The 18,760-nt window shown below is 44.2% G+C and carries 15 protein-coding genes and 1 tRNA gene; 13 read left to right on the top strand and 3 right to left on the bottom strand.

Annotated features, from left to right (window positions below):
• Window position 1: 1 nt before the first annotated feature.
• From carB to ACWGXJ_RS16270, 5 genes are all read left to right on the top strand, one after another.
• A complete protein-coding gene (gene carB, locus ACWGXJ_RS16290; protein WP_452567166.1) occupies window positions 2–3,217 on the top strand; it encodes a carbamoyl-phosphate synthase large subunit in 3,216 nt (1,071 codons plus the stop codon).
• Window positions 3,218–3,284: 67 nt separating this feature from the next.
• The gene (gene pyrF / locus ACWGXJ_RS16285) at window positions 3,285–4,079 is read left to right on the top strand and encodes an orotidine-5'-phosphate decarboxylase (RefSeq protein ID WP_452567165.1); all 795 of its coding nucleotides are present in this window, start codon (window positions 3,285–3,287) and stop codon (window positions 4,077–4,079) included.
• Window positions 4,076–4,717 (top strand): orotate phosphoribosyltransferase, encoded by a 642-nt coding sequence (pyrE, locus tag ACWGXJ_RS16280; protein ID WP_250260947.1) that lies wholly within the window; start codon window positions 4,076–4,078, stop codon window positions 4,715–4,717. Before pyrF ends, pyrE begins: the two co-directional genes overlap by 4 nt.
• Before the next feature lie 146 nt (window positions 4,718–4,863).
• Window positions 4,864–5,028: a hypothetical protein gene (locus tag ACWGXJ_RS16275; RefSeq protein WP_014282411.1), complete on the top strand. Its 165-nt coding sequence runs from the start codon at window positions 4,864–4,866 to the stop codon at window positions 5,026–5,028.
• Between the two features lie 124 nt (window positions 5,029–5,152).
• Window positions 5,153–5,226: transfer RNA gene (locus ACWGXJ_RS16270), tRNA-Ile, on the top strand.
• A gap of 263 nt (window positions 5,227–5,489) precedes the next feature.
• On the opposite strand, the gene ACWGXJ_RS16265 is transcribed toward ACWGXJ_RS16270, so the two are convergent.
• Entirely contained in the window at window positions 5,490–6,293 is an 804-nt protein-coding gene (locus ACWGXJ_RS16265) for a DUF4352 domain-containing protein (protein WP_452567164.1), read from the bottom strand.
• Window positions 6,294–6,373: 80 nt separating this feature from the next.
• On the opposite strand from ACWGXJ_RS16265, the gene ACWGXJ_RS16260 reads away from it, so the two are divergent.
• Window positions 6,374–6,625: a LysE family transporter gene (locus ACWGXJ_RS16260; protein WP_452567916.1), complete on the top strand. Its 252-nt coding sequence runs from the start codon at window positions 6,374–6,376 to the stop codon at window positions 6,623–6,625.
• A gap of 499 nt (window positions 6,626–7,124) precedes the next feature.
• On the opposite strand, the gene ACWGXJ_RS16255 is transcribed toward ACWGXJ_RS16260, so the two are convergent.
• Window positions 7,125–8,621 carry a GDSL-type esterase/lipase family protein gene (locus ACWGXJ_RS16255; RefSeq protein ID WP_452567163.1) on the bottom strand — a complete coding sequence of 499 codons (1,497 nt, stop codon included), beginning with the start codon at window positions 8,619–8,621 and terminating at the stop codon, window positions 7,125–7,127.
• Between the two features lie 168 nt (window positions 8,622–8,789).
• Between ACWGXJ_RS16255 and ACWGXJ_RS16250 the strand changes: the two genes are divergently transcribed.
• Window positions 8,790–11,051, top strand: coding sequence for a helix-turn-helix domain-containing protein (locus ACWGXJ_RS16250; protein ID WP_452567162.1), 2,262 nt, complete (start codon window positions 8,790–8,792; stop codon window positions 11,049–11,051).
• Here ACWGXJ_RS16250 and ACWGXJ_RS16245 read toward each other — a convergent pair.
• Window positions 11,048–11,947: a carbohydrate ABC transporter permease gene (locus tag ACWGXJ_RS16245; RefSeq protein ID WP_013311057.1), complete on the bottom strand. Its 900-nt coding sequence runs from the start codon at window positions 11,945–11,947 to the stop codon at window positions 11,048–11,050. The two genes, ACWGXJ_RS16250 and ACWGXJ_RS16245, sit on opposite strands and share 4 nt — an antisense overlap.
• A 269-nt stretch (window positions 11,948–12,216) precedes the next feature.
• On the opposite strand from ACWGXJ_RS16245, the gene ACWGXJ_RS16240 reads away from it, so the two are divergent.
• The 6 genes from ACWGXJ_RS16240 to ACWGXJ_RS16215 all read left to right on the top strand — a co-directional run bounded on the left by ACWGXJ_RS16240 (window position 12,217) and on the right by ACWGXJ_RS16215 (window position 18,753).
• Window positions 12,217–13,176, top strand: coding sequence for an ABC transporter permease (locus tag ACWGXJ_RS16240; protein WP_023989418.1), 960 nt, complete (start codon window positions 12,217–12,219; stop codon window positions 13,174–13,176).
• A gap of 21 nt (window positions 13,177–13,197) precedes the next feature.
• The gene (locus tag ACWGXJ_RS16235; protein ID WP_013311055.1) at window positions 13,198–13,821 is read left to right on the top strand and encodes a YesL family protein; all 624 of its coding nucleotides are present in this window, start codon (window positions 13,198–13,200) and stop codon (window positions 13,819–13,821) included.
• Between the two features lie 28 nt (window positions 13,822–13,849).
• Window positions 13,850–15,370, top strand: a complete 1,521-nt coding sequence (locus ACWGXJ_RS16230) for an extracellular solute-binding protein (protein ID WP_028540499.1) — start codon at window positions 13,850–13,852, stop codon at window positions 15,368–15,370.
• Window positions 15,371–15,501: 131 nt separating this feature from the next.
• Window positions 15,502–16,863, top strand: a complete 1,362-nt coding sequence (locus ACWGXJ_RS16225; RefSeq protein WP_452567161.1) for a glycoside hydrolase family 28 protein — start codon at window positions 15,502–15,504, stop codon at window positions 16,861–16,863.
• Window positions 16,864–16,886: 23 nt separating this feature from the next.
• Window positions 16,887–17,771: a dienelactone hydrolase family protein gene (locus tag ACWGXJ_RS16220; protein ID WP_348620078.1), complete on the top strand. Its 885-nt coding sequence runs from the start codon at window positions 16,887–16,889 to the stop codon at window positions 17,769–17,771.
• Between the two features lie 25 nt (window positions 17,772–17,796).
• Window positions 17,797–18,753 (top strand): pectinesterase family protein, encoded by a 957-nt coding sequence (locus ACWGXJ_RS16215; protein ID WP_452567160.1) that lies wholly within the window; start codon window positions 17,797–17,799, stop codon window positions 18,751–18,753.
• Window positions 18,754–18,760 lie beyond the last annotated feature (7 nt).

The raw sequence follows: 18,760 nt of genomic DNA, 5'->3' as shown, positions 1-18,760 counted from the left end.
TATGCCGAAAAATACAGAACTTAAAAAAATACTTGTGATCGGTTCCGGTCCTATCGTCATTGGTCAGGCAGCAGAATTTGATTACGCTGGTACACAAGCTTGTCAAGCGCTCAAAGAAGAAGGCGTCGAGGTAGTACTGATCAACAGTAATCCGGCAACCATCATGACAGACACCAACATGGCAGACAAAGTATACATCGAGCCGATTACACTTGATTTTGTAACACAGATTATCCGTCAAGAGCGTCCAGATGGGCTGCTTCCTACGCTGGGAGGACAGACAGGTCTGAATATGGCAGTGGAACTGGCTCGCGCCGGAGTGCTGGAGCGTGAAAACGTCAAGCTACTGGGAACTCAACTGAATTCGATAGAAAAAGCCGAAGATCGTGATCTGTTCCGTGATTTGATGCGCGAGTTGGAACAACCTGTACCGGAGAGTGTAATTGTAACAACCTTGGAAGAATCGTTAGAATTTGCCAACGAAATCGGTTATCCAATTATCGTTCGCCCGGCTTATACGCTAGGGGGAACAGGCGGTGGTATCTGTTCCACAGAAGAAGAACTGCGTGAAACCGTCAGCTCTGGCTTAAGATACAGTCCAATCGGACAATGTTTGGTGGAAAAGAGTATCGCAGGTATGAAGGAAGTCGAATATGAGGTCATGCGTGACGGCAATGATAACTGCATCGTTGTCTGTAATATGGAGAACTTTGATCCAGTCGGCGTGCATACTGGCGACAGTATCGTCGTAGCTCCGAGTCAGACGCTGTCAGATCGCGAATACCAGATGCTGCGCTCCGCTTCTCTGAAAATTATCCGCGCCCTCAATATCGAAGGCGGCTGTAATGTACAGTTTGCGCTTGATCCGCACAGCTATCAATACTATGTAATTGAAGTAAACCCGCGCGTAAGTCGCTCCTCGGCACTGGCTTCCAAGGCAACCGGATATCCGATTGCTAAAATGGCTGCCAAAATCGCACTGGGCTACACGTTGGATGAAATTGTGAATCCGGTAACGGGACAAACGTATGCTTGCTTTGAGCCAACACTGGATTACATCGTGAGCAAAATACCACGCTGGCCATTTGACAAATTCATTTCTGCCAACCGCAAGCTGGGCACGCAAATGAAAGCAACGGGTGAAGTCATGGCCATCGGACGCACATTCGAAGAATCCATCCATAAAGCGGTACGGTCGTTGGAAATCGGTGTACACCGTCTGCATCTTAAGGGAGCCGAACAGCTGTCTGATGACGTGCTCCAGGATCGTCTGATTAAAGCAGATGATGAGCGGTTGTTCTTGGTAGCCGAGGCGTTCCGTCGCGGCTGGCAGCAGCAGGAGATTCAAGATTTGACGAAAATTGACTGGTGGTTCCTCGATAAGGTAGAGGGAATCGTCAAGTTCGAAGCCATCATCGCTGGAGAGTCTGAGCTGACCTACGAAACACTCTATCAGGCCAAACGTAAAGGTTTTACCGACCGCTCGATCGCCGAGATTCGCAGTATGGGCCAAAACGAAAGTATGATAACCGAGCGTGAGGTACGTGAATTCCGTCTAGCTCAAAACCTGCGTCCGGTCTACAAAATGGTAGATACGTGCGCAGCCGAGTTTGAAGCCACAACTCCGTACTACTACTCCTCTTACGAGGTGGAAAATGAAGTGATTCCATCTAGCAAAGAGAAAGTTATCGTACTCGGCTCTGGACCGATTCGGATCGGGCAAGGGATTGAATTTGATTACTCCACCGTACACGCGGTATGGGCTATTCAAAAAGCGGGCTACGAAGCAGTGATTATCAATAACAACCCGGAGACGGTATCTACGGACTTTAACACATCTGACCGCCTCTACTTTGAACCGCTCTTCTTCGAAGATGTCATGAATGTCATCGAGCAGGAAAAACCGATTGGGGTTATCGTCCAGTTCGGTGGTCAAACGGCCATTAATCTCGCAGCTCCGCTGAGTGCGGCAGGCGTGAATATTTTGGGTACGAGTCTGGAAAGTATCGATGAAGCGGAAGACCGGAAAAAGTTCGAGCAACTTTTGTCTCGTCTGGCTATCGCACAGCCTAAAGGCAACACGGTCACATCGGTAGATGAAGCAGTAGGAACCGCACAGGCGCTAGGCTATCCGGTCCTGGTACGACCATCCTACGTTTTGGGCGGGCGCGCTATGGAAATCGTGTACTCAGATACGGAATTGCTGCGGTACATGGAAGAAGCGGTTAAAATCAATCCAGAGCATCCGGTGCTCATCGACCGTTATATGCTGGGTAAAGAAGTTGAGGTCGACGCCATCTGCGACGGCGAGACAGTATTGGTACCAGGCATTATGGAGCATGTAGAACGGGCCGGGGTTCACTCAGGTGACTCTATCGCGGTGTATCCACCACAGCACTTGTCTGCCGAGTTGAAACAAAAAATTGTGGAAATTACAATCAGCATCGCTAAGGAATTGAAAACGATCGGTCTGGTAAATATCCAGTTTGTTATTCATCAAGACGAGGTGTACGTGATCGAGGTTAATCCTCGCTCCTCGCGGACAGTTCCTTTCTTGAGTAAAGTAACAAATATCCCAATGGCGAATCTGGCTACACAGGCTATTTTGGGCGGTAAGCTTAAAGATGCAGGTTATTCAGAAGGTCTATGGCCTGAAAGTAATTATGTCTCGGTTAAGGTTCCGGTATTCTCCTTTGCCAAACTGCGCCGTGTAGAGCCGACGCTGGGCCCGGAAATGAAATCGACAGGTGAAGTTATGGGACGCGACATTCAGTATGCCAAAGCCCTGTACAAAGGACTTGTGGGGGCTGGTATGAAAATTCCATCCACTGGGGCGATCATCATTACAGTGGCGGATAAGGACAAGGAAGAAGCTGTCGAGTTGATGCAGGGCTTTTACAGACTGGGCTATAAAATTATTGCAACAGGTGGAACAGCGGCTGCTATGGAGCAAGCCAACATTCCAGTGAACACGATCAATAAGCTGAGCGAAGGGAACCCTAACATCCTGGATATGATCCGTACGGGTGAAGCCAACTTTGTCTTCAATACGCTGACCAAAGGCAAAACGCCAGAGCGTGATGGATTCCGTATCCGCCGCGAAGCAGTTGAGAATGGCATTGTCTGCATGACCTCACTGGATACAGTACGCGCTTTGCTAAGAATGCTGGAAACGATCAATTTCACATCCGAATCCATGCCAGTCCTGAGCAACTAATGCGTTACGAATAGATGTGAGGAAATAAGTAGCACAGGGAAGGACATTCATCAGCTTCGGCTGACGGATGTCCTTTATCACGGGCAAATGTACCCGAATTGACGTGAAAAGGGGATGTAGAACGGTGAATGGAGCATTTCAGCAGATGGCAGGAAGGCTGATGGTTGCGTTAGATTATCCCGATGCACAACAGGCTGAGCAGTTAATTCGGCAGCTAGAGGGGATTCCCTGTTATATAAAAGTAGGCATGCAACTGTTTTATAGTGCAGGACCAGCTTTTGTAGAACAGCTAAAGTCCAGAGGATACTCCGTATTTCTGGATTTGAAAATGCATGATATCCCTAACACGGTGCGGGGAGGGGCAGAGAGCATTACCCGCCTAGGTGTGGATATGTTCAACGTACATGCTGCTGGGGGCGTTAATATGATGTCAGCTGCTAAAGCTGGTGCAGAAGCAGCTATTTCGGCAGACAGCTCGCTTTCCATGCCGCTCATTATTGCAGTCACACAGCTGACCAGCACGGATCAGACGACCATGAATAAGGAGTTAGGTATTCCTGGTACGGTACAGGATGCAGTGGTTCGTTACGCTCAACTGACCCGTGAGGCGGGACTGGATGGTGTGGTAGCTTCCCCTTTAGAAGTGCCTGCCATTCGTGCTGTATGTGGATCAGAATTTAAGACGATAACCCCTGGCATACGCCCGGCAGGTAGTGCTGCAGGCGATCAATCGCGTGTGCTTACACCTGGACAAGCCATTGATCAAGGCAGCAGCTACATTGTCGTTGGACGTCCTATCACCGCAGCAGCAGACCCACGCGCCGCAGCGGAACACATTATTGAGGAGATGATACAAGTATGACTACATTGAATAGTATACCCGAGCAAATTGCATCCCATCTGTTACGTATCCAGGCGGTGGCATTGCGCCCGCAGCAGCCTTTTACATGGACATCCGGCATTAAATCGCCAATTTACTGCGACAATCGCCTGACTATGTCCTACCCGGAGGTGCGCGAGCTGATCGCAGACTCATTTGCTGCCCTCATTCGTGAGCAATATCCCGAAACCGAAGTCATTGCAGGGACAGCTACAGCAGGGATTCCTCATGCGGCCTGGGTGGCGCAAAAGCTAAATCTGCCAATGGCCTATGTAAGGGACAAAGCCAAAGGACATGGGAAAGAGAACCAAATTGAAGGCCGCATCAGCGCAGGACAAAAGGTTATGGTCATCGAGGATCTCATTTCTACAGGAGGCAGCTCCATTAAAGCAGCGCAGGCTGTAGCACAAGCAGGCGCTCAGCCGTTAGCGGTACTAGCTATTTTCAGCTACCAGCTAGACAAAGCGACTCAAGCTTTTGAAGAAGCAGGTGTGGAGCTGCAAAGCTTGTCCAATTATACAGCTCTGATGAATGTTGCCTTGCGTGAAGGAACCATTCAGGAAGAAGAGATGGAACTGCTGCGTTCTTGGCGTCAGGACCCGGCTTCCTTTGGCAAATAAGATGAGCTATAGGGGACAACAGAGCTAATGATTAGAACGATTCGTACTCATTGCTAACTATTGTAGATTGTTATGGCTCAGGCCGTGTAAATCGAATTCGATCCGGTTACACTACTCCTACCATCATGTGAAAAGAGGGAGCTCGGATGTATTGGATTTACTATGGCAGACTGTACACGACTAAATTCCAGGCAGGATGTCTGGCAAAAAGGTTGGAGCACGACGGCTGGATGTATGGCTACAATGATCCCCGCGCAGTGGAGGTGTACCGCTCGCGCAAAGGTCGTTATGGTGTCCGATTTATTCCGTAAGTCCATAAAAATAATTTTATAAAAGAAAATTTTCGAAAGACTATTGACGAAACACAAGAAAATGTTGTATATTAATTAACGTTGCTGTTATGAATGTGTAACGTGAATATACAAATTTTTTTGAGGGCCCTTAGCTCAGTTGGTTAGAGCGGTCGGCTCATAACCGATTGGTCGGGGGTTCGAGTCCCTCAGGGCCCATTTCCTCAAAAACCCTTGCGTAGCAAGGGTTTTTTTGTTGTTTATAGAGGGTGAGAAAATGGAGGGAAATAGCCCCTTTATTAGGGAGCGATTATAATTTGCAGCGAACCTTCTCTTTCTTCACTTTTTCTAAATGTGATTTAATTTTTTTAATCTTTCATTGCCATGAAGAATGCCCCCTTAGAATATATTAAACTACCCAGTGGGGATCAATATCTATTCTAGGGGATGCAATCTATAGGCTAGGAGAAGCTCCCAAAAGACTATTTTTTTGAGATTTTAAACTTGAACGGATTATATTCAATGGAAAAATCCTTCGCAGACCCCTTTGCAATTAAGGTTAAGTCCGTAGAAGAGTCAACTTTTGAGAATGTCAGAATTCCTTCTGTCTTCATACCAGGTAGTATTTCAGACTGTAACGCAGGATAAGTATAACTTACACTATCAGTCGTTGGTTCGTATTGTTTGTTTCCTTGAACCAATTTAGTATAAAAGTCATAATAATTTATCGTGTTTTTAGATTTATTTTCGATTGCCATATAAATCCGTGTTTCCTCTTCAGCAAACTCGACTTTTTGAAGAGTCATGATATAGCCCTTTTGTTTTATTGACTTATTTACTTCTATAGTGCTCAATGTAGGATCAATAAACATAGATTTTTCTATTTTATTTGCCGAGATGGCAGGAGCTGAGGTGTAGGTGCCGTAGGTCGTTCTATAGCGATATTTATCAATGACAGTACCGGTTACGTGGATAAAATCATTCTCTTTTGCATTAGAGAAGCTGGAGAAACTATTGCCGTAGACAAAAGTGTTTTTTTTATTATTTTTCGGATCAGCATTCACTTGAACATAAATCCCATTTCCATTCTCCTTAGGCCCATTAGTGATTTGTCCATAAAAATCAATAGAGCGGTCTTCAAACTGATCAGCATTGACGTACATTTGTTCAAATTCTTCTTTAGATAATAATGAATGATCTTTACTTGATGATACTCCACATGCTGTTAAGCCCATTATAAAAATAATAAAAGCACACAAAAGAGAGAAAAAAGCTTTATTTTTCATGAACCCAATATCCTCCAGCATAAAAATATAGTAGCAATAGTCTATCAGAACTAGATCTATTTTTCTATAAATATTTACAAATAACTAATTTAACTATTTTTTCTCACGTTTTTGCCGAAATTTATTATGCCTGGCTACAATCAAGCCTTCATTTTTTACTTTATGCAGCTGTTTCCATTGTTTGGTTTGCCACAATCATATTATTGTTGAGTTATGTAAGGAAATGGTTAATATCTCCGAGAGTACAAAATGTTATTGATAAAGCTACGGGCCTCGTTTTAATCGGATTCGGTTTAAACATGATCTTTAGAGTTCAAAGAACAGGACATTGAATAGCTATGAGAATGGGTTGACATCAGCCCGTCCATAAAAATAGCACTGCCCCAATAAACGGACAGTGCTATTTTTACCGTTTTTATCTTAAGATACCTTAACAGTGTATACCATTCTCAATTTACCGCACCGCCGTAAATCTCAACTCTTGCATTCGTTGCAGTAGTGGTGGTTACCACCCCGGAAGCGGAGACGGTGACATTTCCGCTCGCCACTTTATAAGTATCCCCTGGGTAATTTGACAACGCATAGGAATAATTACGTGGCAACGTAGCCGTTCTGTAGTATACTCCGTTAACTTCTACGACAGGCGTAATACCGGAGAAGGGCCTACAGATGCGGACGCGCTAGGGACGATAATACTCCCAATAAGTCTTTACTGTACTTTTGAACTATTCTCCTAGCTGTATAGTCTTTGATCCACACGGAATAAAAAACGGACGTCAGAGTGATTAGCTCCAAGTCCGTTTTGTGTTTGTATCTATTTAGTTCTTGATATCAGTTTACAAGTTGGTGTGCAAGCCTCTCATCGCTGTATAAATTCCTTTCTACGATGCGCTGTTTTAATGCAGACAGTTCCGCACACTGTCGAATGGCTTCCGCTACAAGCTGGGCGACCTGTTTGGCTCCTTCGTCAGAAAAATGGGTATTATCTGTTACACCAGCGGGGTAATTAGGATGCGCTTTTTCAGGCAAATGCATAAATAGCTGCTGTGACTCTTTTTCACCCATTGAACGATACAGCTGTTGAGAAGCTTCAAAAATATCGAGCAGGGGTGTCTTGGTTTCCGCGGCTACTTGTCTCATGGCAGCAGGATAGGCTCCTACAGCCAACGGATCAGGTTCACCGTCTGCGGTGAATCGTCGGCGGCTTACAGAGGTCAATAAGACTGGAATTCCACCACGCTCCCGAGCGGACTGAATGTATTGAATTAAGTTTTGACGATACTCTCCATCAGAATCGGTGTAGCGAGTGGGGTCTTCTTGTTTCTCATCGTTGTGTCCAAATTGAATAAACAGATAGTCTCCAGCTTGAATATCTTTTTCAATATCAGCTAATCGGCCTTCTGCTATAAAAGATTTGGTGCTTCGCCCATTGACAGCACGATTGTCCACATGAACAGACGGTGCCAAATAGCTTTGCAAGTGTTCACCCCAGCCTGTCATCGGTTTTTCGGTAGCCCCTTTTTGAGCTGCAGTGGAGTCCCCGGCGATAAACAGTCGAGTTGTCATCTGTTGCCTTGCCTGAGCATATCCATGTTTTTGAAGCCAAGTTTCCGCCAGATTAAGCCATTGATGGCATTCATGGTTGTCCTCTGACAGTCCCAATCCGTGTCTTCCTTCCTCAAATACATGCAGTTCAAACGGAATATGTTCTCTGGATAATGAAAAAGCGAACAACAGACTATTTTCTACGGGTACAGCGCCATCATTAGCTGTAGTCCACATCAAAGTTGGAGGTGTCTGTGAAGTTACTTGCTGATCGGATGAAAAGGCTTGCAGCTGCTCCGGCGTCGGCTGTTCCCCTAAAAAATGTGTACGGCTTCCGATATGTGTATAAGGCTCATGAAATGAAATTACAGGGTATCCCAACAACAGAAGATCTGGCTTTACTGTCCCTATAGTGGAGACAATGGAGGCCAAGTGACCGCCTGCTGAAAAACCGATGAGCCCCACTTGATCAGGAATGACTAGCCAGTCATGCGGTGTTTGGCGAATCCATTGCAGAGCATGTTCTACATCCTCCAACAAAGAGGTAATCTCGAAATCGCCGACTTGATACTCCAGCACACCCGCATGAATACCTAGATCATTCAACCACCGAGCTATAGGCTCTCCTTCATGTGAGGCCAAATGCTCGTAGCCACCGCCAGGTAATACCAATATAAAAGGACGAGCTTCACGAACTGCTACGGGATAGAGGGAGAGAAAGGAAGTGTCTGACGGAAATTCTTCTTTTATAATCGGTTCTTTAGGACTAACCACATGTAACATAAGTAACTCCTCCAAATTTCTTTTTAACTGCCGCAAACCAAACAAAATCGACTTAAATTGGAATGATACGGATGTAAAAAATAATGCACACGTGAAAAAAATGATTTAAACCTTGTTATGAAAGCGCTATAATTTTGATGTGAAGCAAAGAGCCAGAGGGGGAGCGCAATGAAAAAAGGAAGAATGTTCTACACTATTTTTATTACGATTCTGGTTTTGGGAGTAGGATTGGTGGCCAGTTTTGGCAGCTACATCTATTTTACAACAATTAGCTCCGTTGTGGAGAGAGTTTCCAATACCAAGCAAAGCTACATGGCACAGATCAGAAATAGCCTGGAGCAGAAAATCCAAACGATTGAATATGCTTTTAATACGTATAGCACGACCAGTTCCTTTAATGATGTTGTGAAAAATCCCATTACAGAAAAAGATTTTATAGCGTATCGGAATGTGAATACTCAGCTCAATTATATTGCTACGATGGGATTAGAAGGAACGGAATATTCACTAATCAGTCTGGATCAGAATTGGAGAATCTCCAATGGTAGCCTGTCCTATTTGACGAAAACGGAACGAGAAAAGCTGATTAGTACCTATATCGACCACCAAGAGAAGGGGCTATTCTGGGTTAAAACAGATAAAGGAATTCGTTTTGTGAATACCTTGCCTGTATTCTCTAAGAAGAAGCAAGCCATTGCTTTGTCGGATATTTCGCTGCAAACGTTAAATCATACAATTCAAATCGAGGATCATATGGCTGTTTTTATTTTGAATAAACAAGGCGATTTAATGTATGAAACCCAGCCTGCTGAACAATTATTGTCCACTCAGCAGCTTCAGCACATTTCAGAAGCTACAGTGAAGCCGAACAACACAGGTATGTTAACTTTGGAGAAAACGGATCAGCAGCCTGCACGACAAGTCATTTACGCCAAATCTGCCTATAACAATTGGACTTACTTAACGGTATTGGATAAGAAAGAAATTGCGGATGCCTTTCAAACGACCAAATTTGGAATCATCATGATGGGACTTGTATTAACGCTCTTAATGGTGGTAGTGGCGTACTTCATTGCCATTTACTTTACCAAGCCATTTCAGCAAATAAAACGAAGCTTGCCTAAAAATCCTAATTTCGCTTTCAAAAATGAACCTTCTAAAAATGAAATTGAATGGATTATTAATTCCATCGACAACATTGTAACCGAGAAGGAAAGCTTGGAAAGTCTCATTCAGTCCGAAATGCCACAGTTGGAAACCCAATTGATTCTCAACCTGTTCCGCAAACGTATTTCTGCAGAGGAATTGGCACGAAAAATGCCACGCTTGGGTTATCCACAGATCGAGAATCAAATGTATATTACCTTGTTAGTCCAACTGGATAATCTGGGAGATCGAGATCCCTCGGATAAAGACGTTTTGCTGCTGGCTATTAACAAAATCGTAGAAGAAACGATTCCAGAGCAGCAGCGAATGCTTCCCATCATTTTGAACGATAACACTCAGGCCACCATATTAATTTTGACGGGTAAGAGTGAACAGGAAATGAGAAAGCAAGTCCTGGATGATGCGACCCTTTTAGTTCGAAACGTAAAAGAGTATTTGAATGTATCCATCAGCATCGGCATTAGTACGGTGTATGATAACTTATTAGAAAGTAAAGAAGCCTGTGAGATGAGCAAGCAAGCTTTGCATCACCGTTTAAATTTAGGCAAAGAGTCGATTATTTTTTATGAAGATATATCTATGGTCATTTCAGGTCCGGTGCTGCTTCATTATCCTACGGAATTGGAATCAAAACTGTTTGATGCCATCCGAATAGGGGACGAAGAGCAGGTATATCATACCGTGCACTCTTTATTGGAGGAAATGATGATAAAAAATAATCATTCCGTGAACTTTGAAGTGCTGTTGGTACGGTTTGTGAATAACCTCATCCAATTGGAGCAGCTATTAGGGATTGAAGTGCTGCTGACGCAAGACAATCATGCCTTGTATCATCGTTTGCTGGACATCCGTAACCCGGAAGAGATAGAACGTATGCTGATAGAGCAAGTTATTTTCCCCATGGTAAAAAGCATGAAGGAGAAGACCAACCAGCAATTCCGTTGTCTCTCGGAGAAAATTGCTGCTATTATCCGTGCTGAATATGACCAGGAATTATCATTAGAACTCATTGGAGACCGACTTCATTACAATCCGAATTATTTAAGCAGTATTTTCAAAAAAGAATACGGAACGACGTTTAGTGAATATCTGATGGGCTACCGTTTACAAATGGGCAAAAAGTGGCTCGTTGAGACAGATATGACGATTAAAGAAATCGCCGAGCGACTGCAATATCATAATTCACAAAACTTTATCCGCTCTTTTCGGAAAAAGGAACAGGTTACACCGGGAGCTTACCGAAAGATGAAGCAAGCCAATTAGCCTTTTACCGCTCCTAATAAAGCTCCTTTGACAAAGTGCTTTTGTACAAATGGATACACGATTAACATCGGAACGGTCGCAATGACAATGACTGCCATCTTAATGGTCTGGGCAGGCGGGATGACATCTACAGCAGTTCCTTCTGCCTGCATACCACTGGAAACGATTACAATTTGACGTAGCAAGACTTGAATCGGCCATTTGGCAGAATCATTAATATAGAGAATGGCGTGCATATACGTATTCCAGTAGGCAACAGCGTAGAATAGAGAGATGGTTGCAATAGAAGGCAGGGCTAATGGCAACATAATTTTAAAGAAGATACCAAAATCGTTGCACCCGTCCATCTTGGCTGATTCCTCCAGATCATCTGGCAGCGCCTGAAAAAAGTTACGCATGATAATCAGGTTAAACGCATTAATGGCCACGGGAAGAATCAAGGACCAATACGAATTGATAAGCCCCATGCTTTTTACAACCAGGAATGTTGGAATCATCCCCCCACTAAACAACATAGAAAACACGACAATGAAGTTAATCGTATTGCGGCCTAGTAGATATCTTCGGGATAATCCATAAGCCATAAAAGCAGTAAATATCATGCTTACAACTGTACCGACGATCGTTACTCCGACCGAAACCCCGAGACCTCTAAAAATGGTGGGAGTCGACAGAATATAGCGGTAGGCATCCAAGGAAAAAGTAACTGGGAATAAAATGAACTTCTTGGCTATCACTTCTTCGGTTGAGGCAAAAGAGCTGGCGATGATATTCAAAAAAGGTAAGAGACAAGTGAGGGCAATGAGAATCAATAGTGTACTGTTTACAATGTTGAAAATACGGCTGCCCAGCGATTCTTTTTTTCGTAATTTTTGTTTTCGTAATGGTTGTGTCAATGTGGTTGACCTCCTCGTAATCGTTTACATGTCAACTTTATCAAGAGGAAAGAATTCCGTATATAATCAAATCTTGAGGTGTTCTCTAATCATGGAAATAAGCGGATGCTCATTAGGTTGTGTAGTAATCATTAGCTAAGGTGATAAGGTTGAAAAGTAGGCTGCACACCCAGTTTTGTAAACGCTATCATTTGATGATTATATGCGGAATGCCGAAAATCGCATACTCTTGAAAACGTATACAGGAACGTTTGAAGGAGGTCGAACTAATGAAAGTTTCAAGTGTCCCCGCACCAAACATGAAAATGAAAAAGAACAAAAGAACGACGGAAAGCCTTTTACGAATGCAGAAACACAAGTTGCTCTATTTAATGGTTTTACCCGGACTGGTGTACTTCATTATTTTTAAGTACTTTCCTATGGGAGGATTGGTGATTGCATTTCAGGATTATCAAGCTTTTCAGGGAATCACAGGTAGTCCATGGGTAGGAATGAAGCATTTTATTCGTTTATTTACCGAGCCCACGTTTTTTATGCTGCTTCGCAATACGCTGGTTTTGTTTGCGCTGAACATTGTAATCTTTTTTCCATTGCCCATCATTTTGGCACTCATGCTGAACGAGGTTAGGAAGATGTTTTTTAAAAACATTATTCAAACCATTATCTACATCCCGCACTTTATGTCATGGGTTATCATTGTTTCGATTTCTTATGTATTCCTAACCGTAGATGGTGGGGTGCTGAATGAAATGATTGCCGCGCTAGGCGGTGAGAAGATCAGCTTCTTAACTTCTCCCCAATGGCTGCGAACCGTCTACATCGGGCAAGTGATTTGGAAGGAACTCGGCTGGTCTACCATCATTTATTTATCTGCGATTACAGTGGTAGATACGCAATTGTATGAGGCAGCAGAGATGGACGGAGCTGGACGCCTGAGAAAGACATGGCACGTTACCTTGCCTGCGATACGCCCGGTCATTATTACATTGTTAATTTTGAAAATCGGTAGCACGTTGGATTTGGGCTTTGAGCATATGTATCTGTTATTGAACTCATTAAATCGCGAGGTTGCCGAAATCTTTGACACCTACATTTATACTGCGGGTTTAAAGAATGGACAATTAAGTTTCAGTACGACGGTAGGACTTTTTAAAGGTGTGGTAGGTTTAATCCTGATTATGGGCTCCAATCGACTGGCCAAGAAATTTGGTGAAGACGGCGTTTATTAATGACGACGGGAAGGATGCAAAATGGTACGGTTTGTAGAAAACATGAACAAATGGTGCATGCGCCTGCTGCGCCTGGTCTACCTTAATTTGCTTTGGACGGTTGCGACGATTCTAGGCTTGGGTTTTATAGGTGTCGGACCTGCGACCGTTGCTATGCTTAGTATTTTAAGGCAGTGGATTCGGGGCAATGAGGAAGTTGCCATTTTCTCGACGTTTGTACGTTACTTTAGAGAAAGCTTTAAAGAAGCAGCGATCATTGGTGGGCTTTACAGCCTTGTGGGTTACGTGCTCTACGTGGATATAGTCAATGTCTCGTCCTGGTATGTTCGTGTGGTGACGCTTATTGGAGCCTTTTTGTATCTCATCTCATTGGCCTACATTTTCCCGCTACTGGCTCACTATGATTGGAAAGGTATCAGACTGAAGGTCAAAATGTCGATAGTGATTGGATTTTCGTATTTACAATATACGCTTGTTCTTTTTGTAGCCATTGTCGTGCTTTTTGCATTGATTCTAGGCTTGTATCCAGGAATTCTAACTTTTGCCGGAGCAAGTATTATGGGTTATCTCGTGATGTGGATGACGCATCAGGTGTTCAGCAAAATAGAGCGAGAGGTTCTGGTGAAAGAGGAAGATATGGCATAAATATATAAACAGAAAAGGAGCAAACACGATGAAAAAGGGAATCACGACGAAAAAGGGAGTATCGGGCCTTCTTGCTGTACTAATGGTCATGAGTGTTTTTTTAGCTGCTTGTGGTGACAAGGGAGCTGAGGATCAAAGCGGCCAAACCTATGATCCGAAGTCCAAACTGGAATTTACCTGGTTAAACGTATTGCATACCGCTTCTCCGCCTACAGAAACGATCAAAAGCAAAATTGAAGAATACACCAATTCTAAAATCACGTTCAATTGGGTGCCTGACGCTTCCAAAGAAGAGAGAATCACTACCGCGCTTGCGTCCGGCGAATTGGCCGATATGGTGACACTGACGATGATGACAAATTCTTCAGTACGAAGCTCTTTGAAATCAGGGCTATTCTGGGATGTAGGAAAGTATTTGGATGATTATGAAAATTTGAAGAAGATCCCGCCTGAAGTTCGGGAAGCCGCATCCATTGAAGGGGTACTGTATGGCGTTCCGTTCCAGAAGAATCTGGCTCGGGCGGGTCTGGTCATTCGTCAGGATTGGCTGGATCGCTTAGGACTGAAGGTGCCGACGACACTGGATGAGTTGTATGAAGTTGCGAGAGCGTTTACAGAAGATGATCCGGATGGAAATGGAAAAAATGATACGACTGGGTTTGTTGACAGATCGGATCTACGCTACAGCAGCTTCAAAACTTTAAGTTCCTACTTTGGCACACCTAATGGCTGGAAAGTAGATGAAAGCGGAAAGTTTACGCCAGAATTTGATACTCCTCAATATTTGGAGACCTTAAAGTATTCCAATAAATTATACAAAAATGGATATCTCTCTAAAGACTTTGCTGTAACCGCTAAAACGGATCAGCAGCAACAATTTGCACAAGGTAAAGCAGGTATTTATACGGGTATGATCGATATCTCTAACCTCAGAACCTTATCCCAAGGCCTACAAAAGGGACTGAAGCTGGTACCGGTTAACAAGATTTCGAATGGAGATGGCAAATACCACGTATGGTCTGAAGGAAGCGGGGTAGGAGGTTTGCTGGCATTTCCAAAATCCGAAGTGAAAACGGAAGCTGAGTTGAAGAGACTGCTGCAATTTGTAGATGATTTAATTGACAAAGATGTATATATGTATATGACCGGTGGTATTGAAGGCACTCATTATAAAATCGAAAAAGATGGAGCCTTCAAAATTACGAATACAGATTTGTGGCAAGCAGATGTTCAGCCGTTTTCAAGCTCTAGACCAAGTGAAGTGACCTATAACTTAAAAGATGCCAATCCAGAAAAGGAACTGGCTAATGAATTAGTCCGTGAAAATAATGAATTTGCTGTTCTGGACCCGACCGTGCCACTGGATTCAGTCACTGCTAATGAGCAAGGAACAGAACTGGAGAAAATCATTACCGACGCCTCCTTCAAATTTATTATGGGCGAGCTTGACGAAGCCGGATTTAAAGCAGCCGTAGAAAACTGGAAAAACTCCGGTGGATCACGGATTACTGCTGAGTATGAGGAAGCGTATAAAAAAACGAAAAAATAATAGCTGAGCATGGCTGTTGCCCCCAGACTCCTTGAATGATTTCTTGGATGTTGAAACCCGGGGGCAGCTTATGCTTTCCAAATACAAAATGGATCTAACATCCACAAAATATAAAGACAGGAGAGAACGAAATGCAATTGTATAACATTGTAGATTATGGAGCAGTTCAGGATGGTACGACGTTGGCTACGGAAGCGATTGCGGCTGCCATTGAAGCGGCCAGCAATGATGGAGGAGGAACCGTTTATGTTCCGTCTGGGACGTATCTGACAGGAGCTATCTTTCTGAAAAGTAACATTGAGCTGCATGTAAGCCCTGGCGCAACTCTGTCCTTCAGTACGGAACTGGCTGATTACCCTGTAGTAGAATCCAGATGGGAAGGCGTTCAGCGGGAAGTGCATGCGTCATGCATTTATGGACAGAACCTTGAGAATATTTCAGTTACAGGTAACGGAACGCTGGACGGAAATGGCCAACCGTGGTGGGAAAAGCACCGGAATCATCCAGAGGAGTTACAATATCCGAGACCCAAATTAATCAGCTTTGACCGTTGTCAGCGGGTTACCATTAAAGATGTTATGTTAAAAAATTCCCCCAGTTGGACTGTAAACCCCATCGCTTGCTATAACGTTACGATTGATAATTTGTCCATTCTTAACCCCGCGGACTCCCCCAATACGGATGGCATTAATCCTGAATCCTGTTCCAATGTTCGTATTAGCAACTGCAATATAGATGTGGGCGATGATTGTATTGCGATCAAAGCAGGAACCGAAGATACACAAGAGCGAATTCCATGTGAAAATATTACGATTACCAACTGTACGATGGTGCATGGACATGGCGCAGTCGTACTGGGAAGCGAAATGAGTGGTGATATTCGTAATGTTACGATCAGTAATTGCGTGTTCAAGCAAACGGATCGGGGTATACGTCTGAAATCCAGACGAGGACGTGGCGGAACCATCGAGGATATTCGCGTCAGCAACATTGTGATGGAAGATGTAATTTGTCCATTTATTCTGAACCTTTATTATTTCTGCGGCCCTCGGGGCAAAGACAAATATGTGTGGGATAAAAATCCCTATCCGGTTACCAATGAAACCCCGTGCTTTAGACGAATCCATTTTTCCGATATTACGGCACGACAGGTTCATGCGGCTGCTGGATTCTTATACGGACTTGCAGAGCAATATATTGCTGAAATTACATTTTCCAATATTGATATTTCTATGGCTAAAAATGCAATTCCCGGTCGTCCGGCCATGATGACAGGGATTGAAGATATGAACAACCGTGGTTTTTATCTAGGTAATGTGAAGGATATTCGTTTTCAACATGTGACGATTGAGAATCATGAAGGTCCTGCCTTTTATATTGAAAATGGGGAAGACGTTGAAATCAATCGTTGCCATTCGAAGAATACAGCTCAGCCCGAAAAGCTGATAGAACAAGTAACGATACAACCTTCTGAACGAAATAAGATGAATTAGGAGGGGATGAAAGGAGGTACAACGTGGATAAGTTGCAAGCATTGTTGGGCGACCTTCCGGCAGATCGCCCTGTAACGGCAACACTGCTGAATCAAGAAGAGCGCGAGGGATACCGACTGGAGTGTCTCCTGCTCGACTTGAACGGGATCGAGTCTGTACCCGCTTATGTAGCTACACCCTTACAAGGGAACGGTCCGTTCCCATTGGTCGTTTTTAACCATTCGCATGGAGGCAATTATACGAACGGGCGCAAAGAACTGATCCATAGCAGCACTTATTTGCAGCAGCCCTCGTTTGCTACTACCCTGACAGACATGGGGTACTGTGTATGCTGCATTGACATGTGGGGTTTCAATGAACGTGGGGGCAAAACCGAGAGCGAGCTGGTAAAGGAAATGCTCTGGCAGGGCCAAGTGCTGTGGGGCATGATGCTGTATGATAACCGTCGCTTGGTGGATTATATGTGCCAGCGTGAAGATATTGATGCTTCCCGTATCGCAACAATCGGTATGTCGATGGGCGGACTCATGGCATGGTGGATGGCTGCGTTAGATGAACGGATACAGGTGACGGTTGATATTTGTGGACAGGTAGATGCCCATACGCTAATCGCCAAAAGGGGGTTGGATCATCATGGTTTCTATTCCTATGTCCCTGGCTTGTTGAAGCATTTTACCACCTTGGATATTCAAAAGCGGATCGTACCTCGTCCACGGATGAGTATAACAGGTCAAAATGATCGGATGTGTCCTATTGAAGGAGTCGAGCATTTGGCAAAAGGTCTGCTGGAAGCTTACCAGGAAGCAGGTCACCCTGAGCATTGGCAGCCTGTGATTGCGGGCGGTGGACATATGGAGACGTTGGAAATGCGAATGGCGTGGCAGTTATTTTTAGCTGAACACCTGTAAATCAAATGAAAGGATCGGGGTAACCATGCTAGTTGGAAAAGAATCCTTTTGTGATTTCCATACGATTCAGGAGGCGATTGCTGTATTGGAGCAGTCGGATTCCAACGAAATGGAAACGTTAACTATTTTATCAGGTACTTATGAGGAAGAGATACGAATTTACCGTTCATATCTTCATATTATAGGCATCGGACAGGTAGAGATTCGAATGGATCGGTATGCCAAGGAACGGGATGAAGCGGGTGAGGAAATAGGGACCTTTGCGACACCTACTTTATTTTTAGGCGGTAGCCATCTGATCTTGGAAAATCTCACGATTTCCAACACGGCAGGACAGGGAGAAGCCATTGGGCAGGCCGTTGCGGTATACGCACATTGTGATGAAACGGTCTTTAGAAACTGTACCTTTAAAGGGCACCAGGATACTTTATTTACAGGCCCTCTACCTCCTGCACCGAAAGAACGACTCCAGTTTGGTGGAATCCATTTGAAGGAGCATCATAGGCACTATCGGCAGCTCTACCAGCATTGTTATATAGAGGGGACGGTGGACTTTATTTTTGGTGGGGCTACCGCGTATTTTGAAGATTGCGAGATTCGCAGTTTACGCCATCATGACAACCAAACGAGCTACGTCACAGCCGCCTCTACGCCGCAAGGACAAGCGTATGGTTATGTATTCAACCATTGCTACTTAACCGCAGAAGCTGATATTACCCCGGTTTTTTTGGGGCGTCCGTGGCGGGAGTATGCCAAGACCGTATTTGTCGATTGTAAAATGGGTGATCATATTGACCCACGTGGCTGGGACAATTGGAACAATGTCGCGAACGAGAAAACGGTCTGTTATCAGGAATATAACGGACCCGATGAAATTGCTACGTTACGTAAGCAGCGTGTTCCGTGGGCGGATTGTTTTGAAACGGGAACAGAAGTATGGAGCAAGGAACAGGTTTTTGCTGAAGTCACATTTTGGAAGTAAGGAGAAG

It is taken from the genome of Paenibacillus sp. S33 (assembly GCF_053615415.1).
This window is presented reverse-complemented; position numbering and strand designations above follow the sequence as displayed.

What these genes read in the sequence shown, in the direction of transcription:
- ACWGXJ_RS16250 (WP_452567162.1), top strand. Translation starts at nt 8,790, where the DNA reads ATGAAAAAAGGAAGAATGTTCTACACTATTTTTATTACGATTCTGGTT.
- ACWGXJ_RS16230 (WP_028540499.1), top strand. Translation starts at nt 13,850, where the DNA reads ATGAAAAAGGGAATCACGACGAAAAAGGGAGTATCGGGCCTTCTTGCT.
- ACWGXJ_RS16235 (WP_013311055.1), top strand. Translation starts at nt 13,198, where the DNA reads ATGGTACGGTTTGTAGAAAACATGAACAAATGGTGCATGCGCCTGCTG.
- pyrF (WP_452567165.1), top strand. Translation starts at nt 3,285, where the DNA reads ATGTCCTTTATCACGGGCAAATGTACCCGAATTGACGTGAAAAGGGGA.
- pyrE (WP_250260947.1), top strand. Translation starts at nt 4,076, where the DNA reads ATGACTACATTGAATAGTATACCCGAGCAAATTGCATCCCATCTGTTA.
- ACWGXJ_RS16275 (WP_014282411.1), top strand. Translation starts at nt 4,864, where the DNA reads ATGTATTGGATTTACTATGGCAGACTGTACACGACTAAATTCCAGGCA.
- ACWGXJ_RS16225 (WP_452567161.1), top strand. Translation starts at nt 15,502, where the DNA reads ATGCAATTGTATAACATTGTAGATTATGGAGCAGTTCAGGATGGTACG.
- ACWGXJ_RS16265 (WP_452567164.1), bottom strand. Translation starts at nt 6,293, where the DNA reads ATGAAAAATAAAGCTTTTTTCTCTCTTTTGTGTGCTTTTATTATTTTT.
- carB (WP_452567166.1), top strand. Translation starts at nt 2, where the DNA reads ATGCCGAAAAATACAGAACTTAAAAAAATACTTGTGATCGGTTCCGGT.
- ACWGXJ_RS16255 (WP_452567163.1), bottom strand. Translation starts at nt 8,621, where the DNA reads ATGTTACATGTGGTTAGTCCTAAAGAACCGATTATAAAAGAAGAATTT.
- ACWGXJ_RS16240 (WP_023989418.1), top strand. Translation starts at nt 12,217, where the DNA reads ATGAAAGTTTCAAGTGTCCCCGCACCAAACATGAAAATGAAAAAGAAC.
- ACWGXJ_RS16215 (WP_452567160.1), top strand. Translation starts at nt 17,797, where the DNA reads ATGCTAGTTGGAAAAGAATCCTTTTGTGATTTCCATACGATTCAGGAG.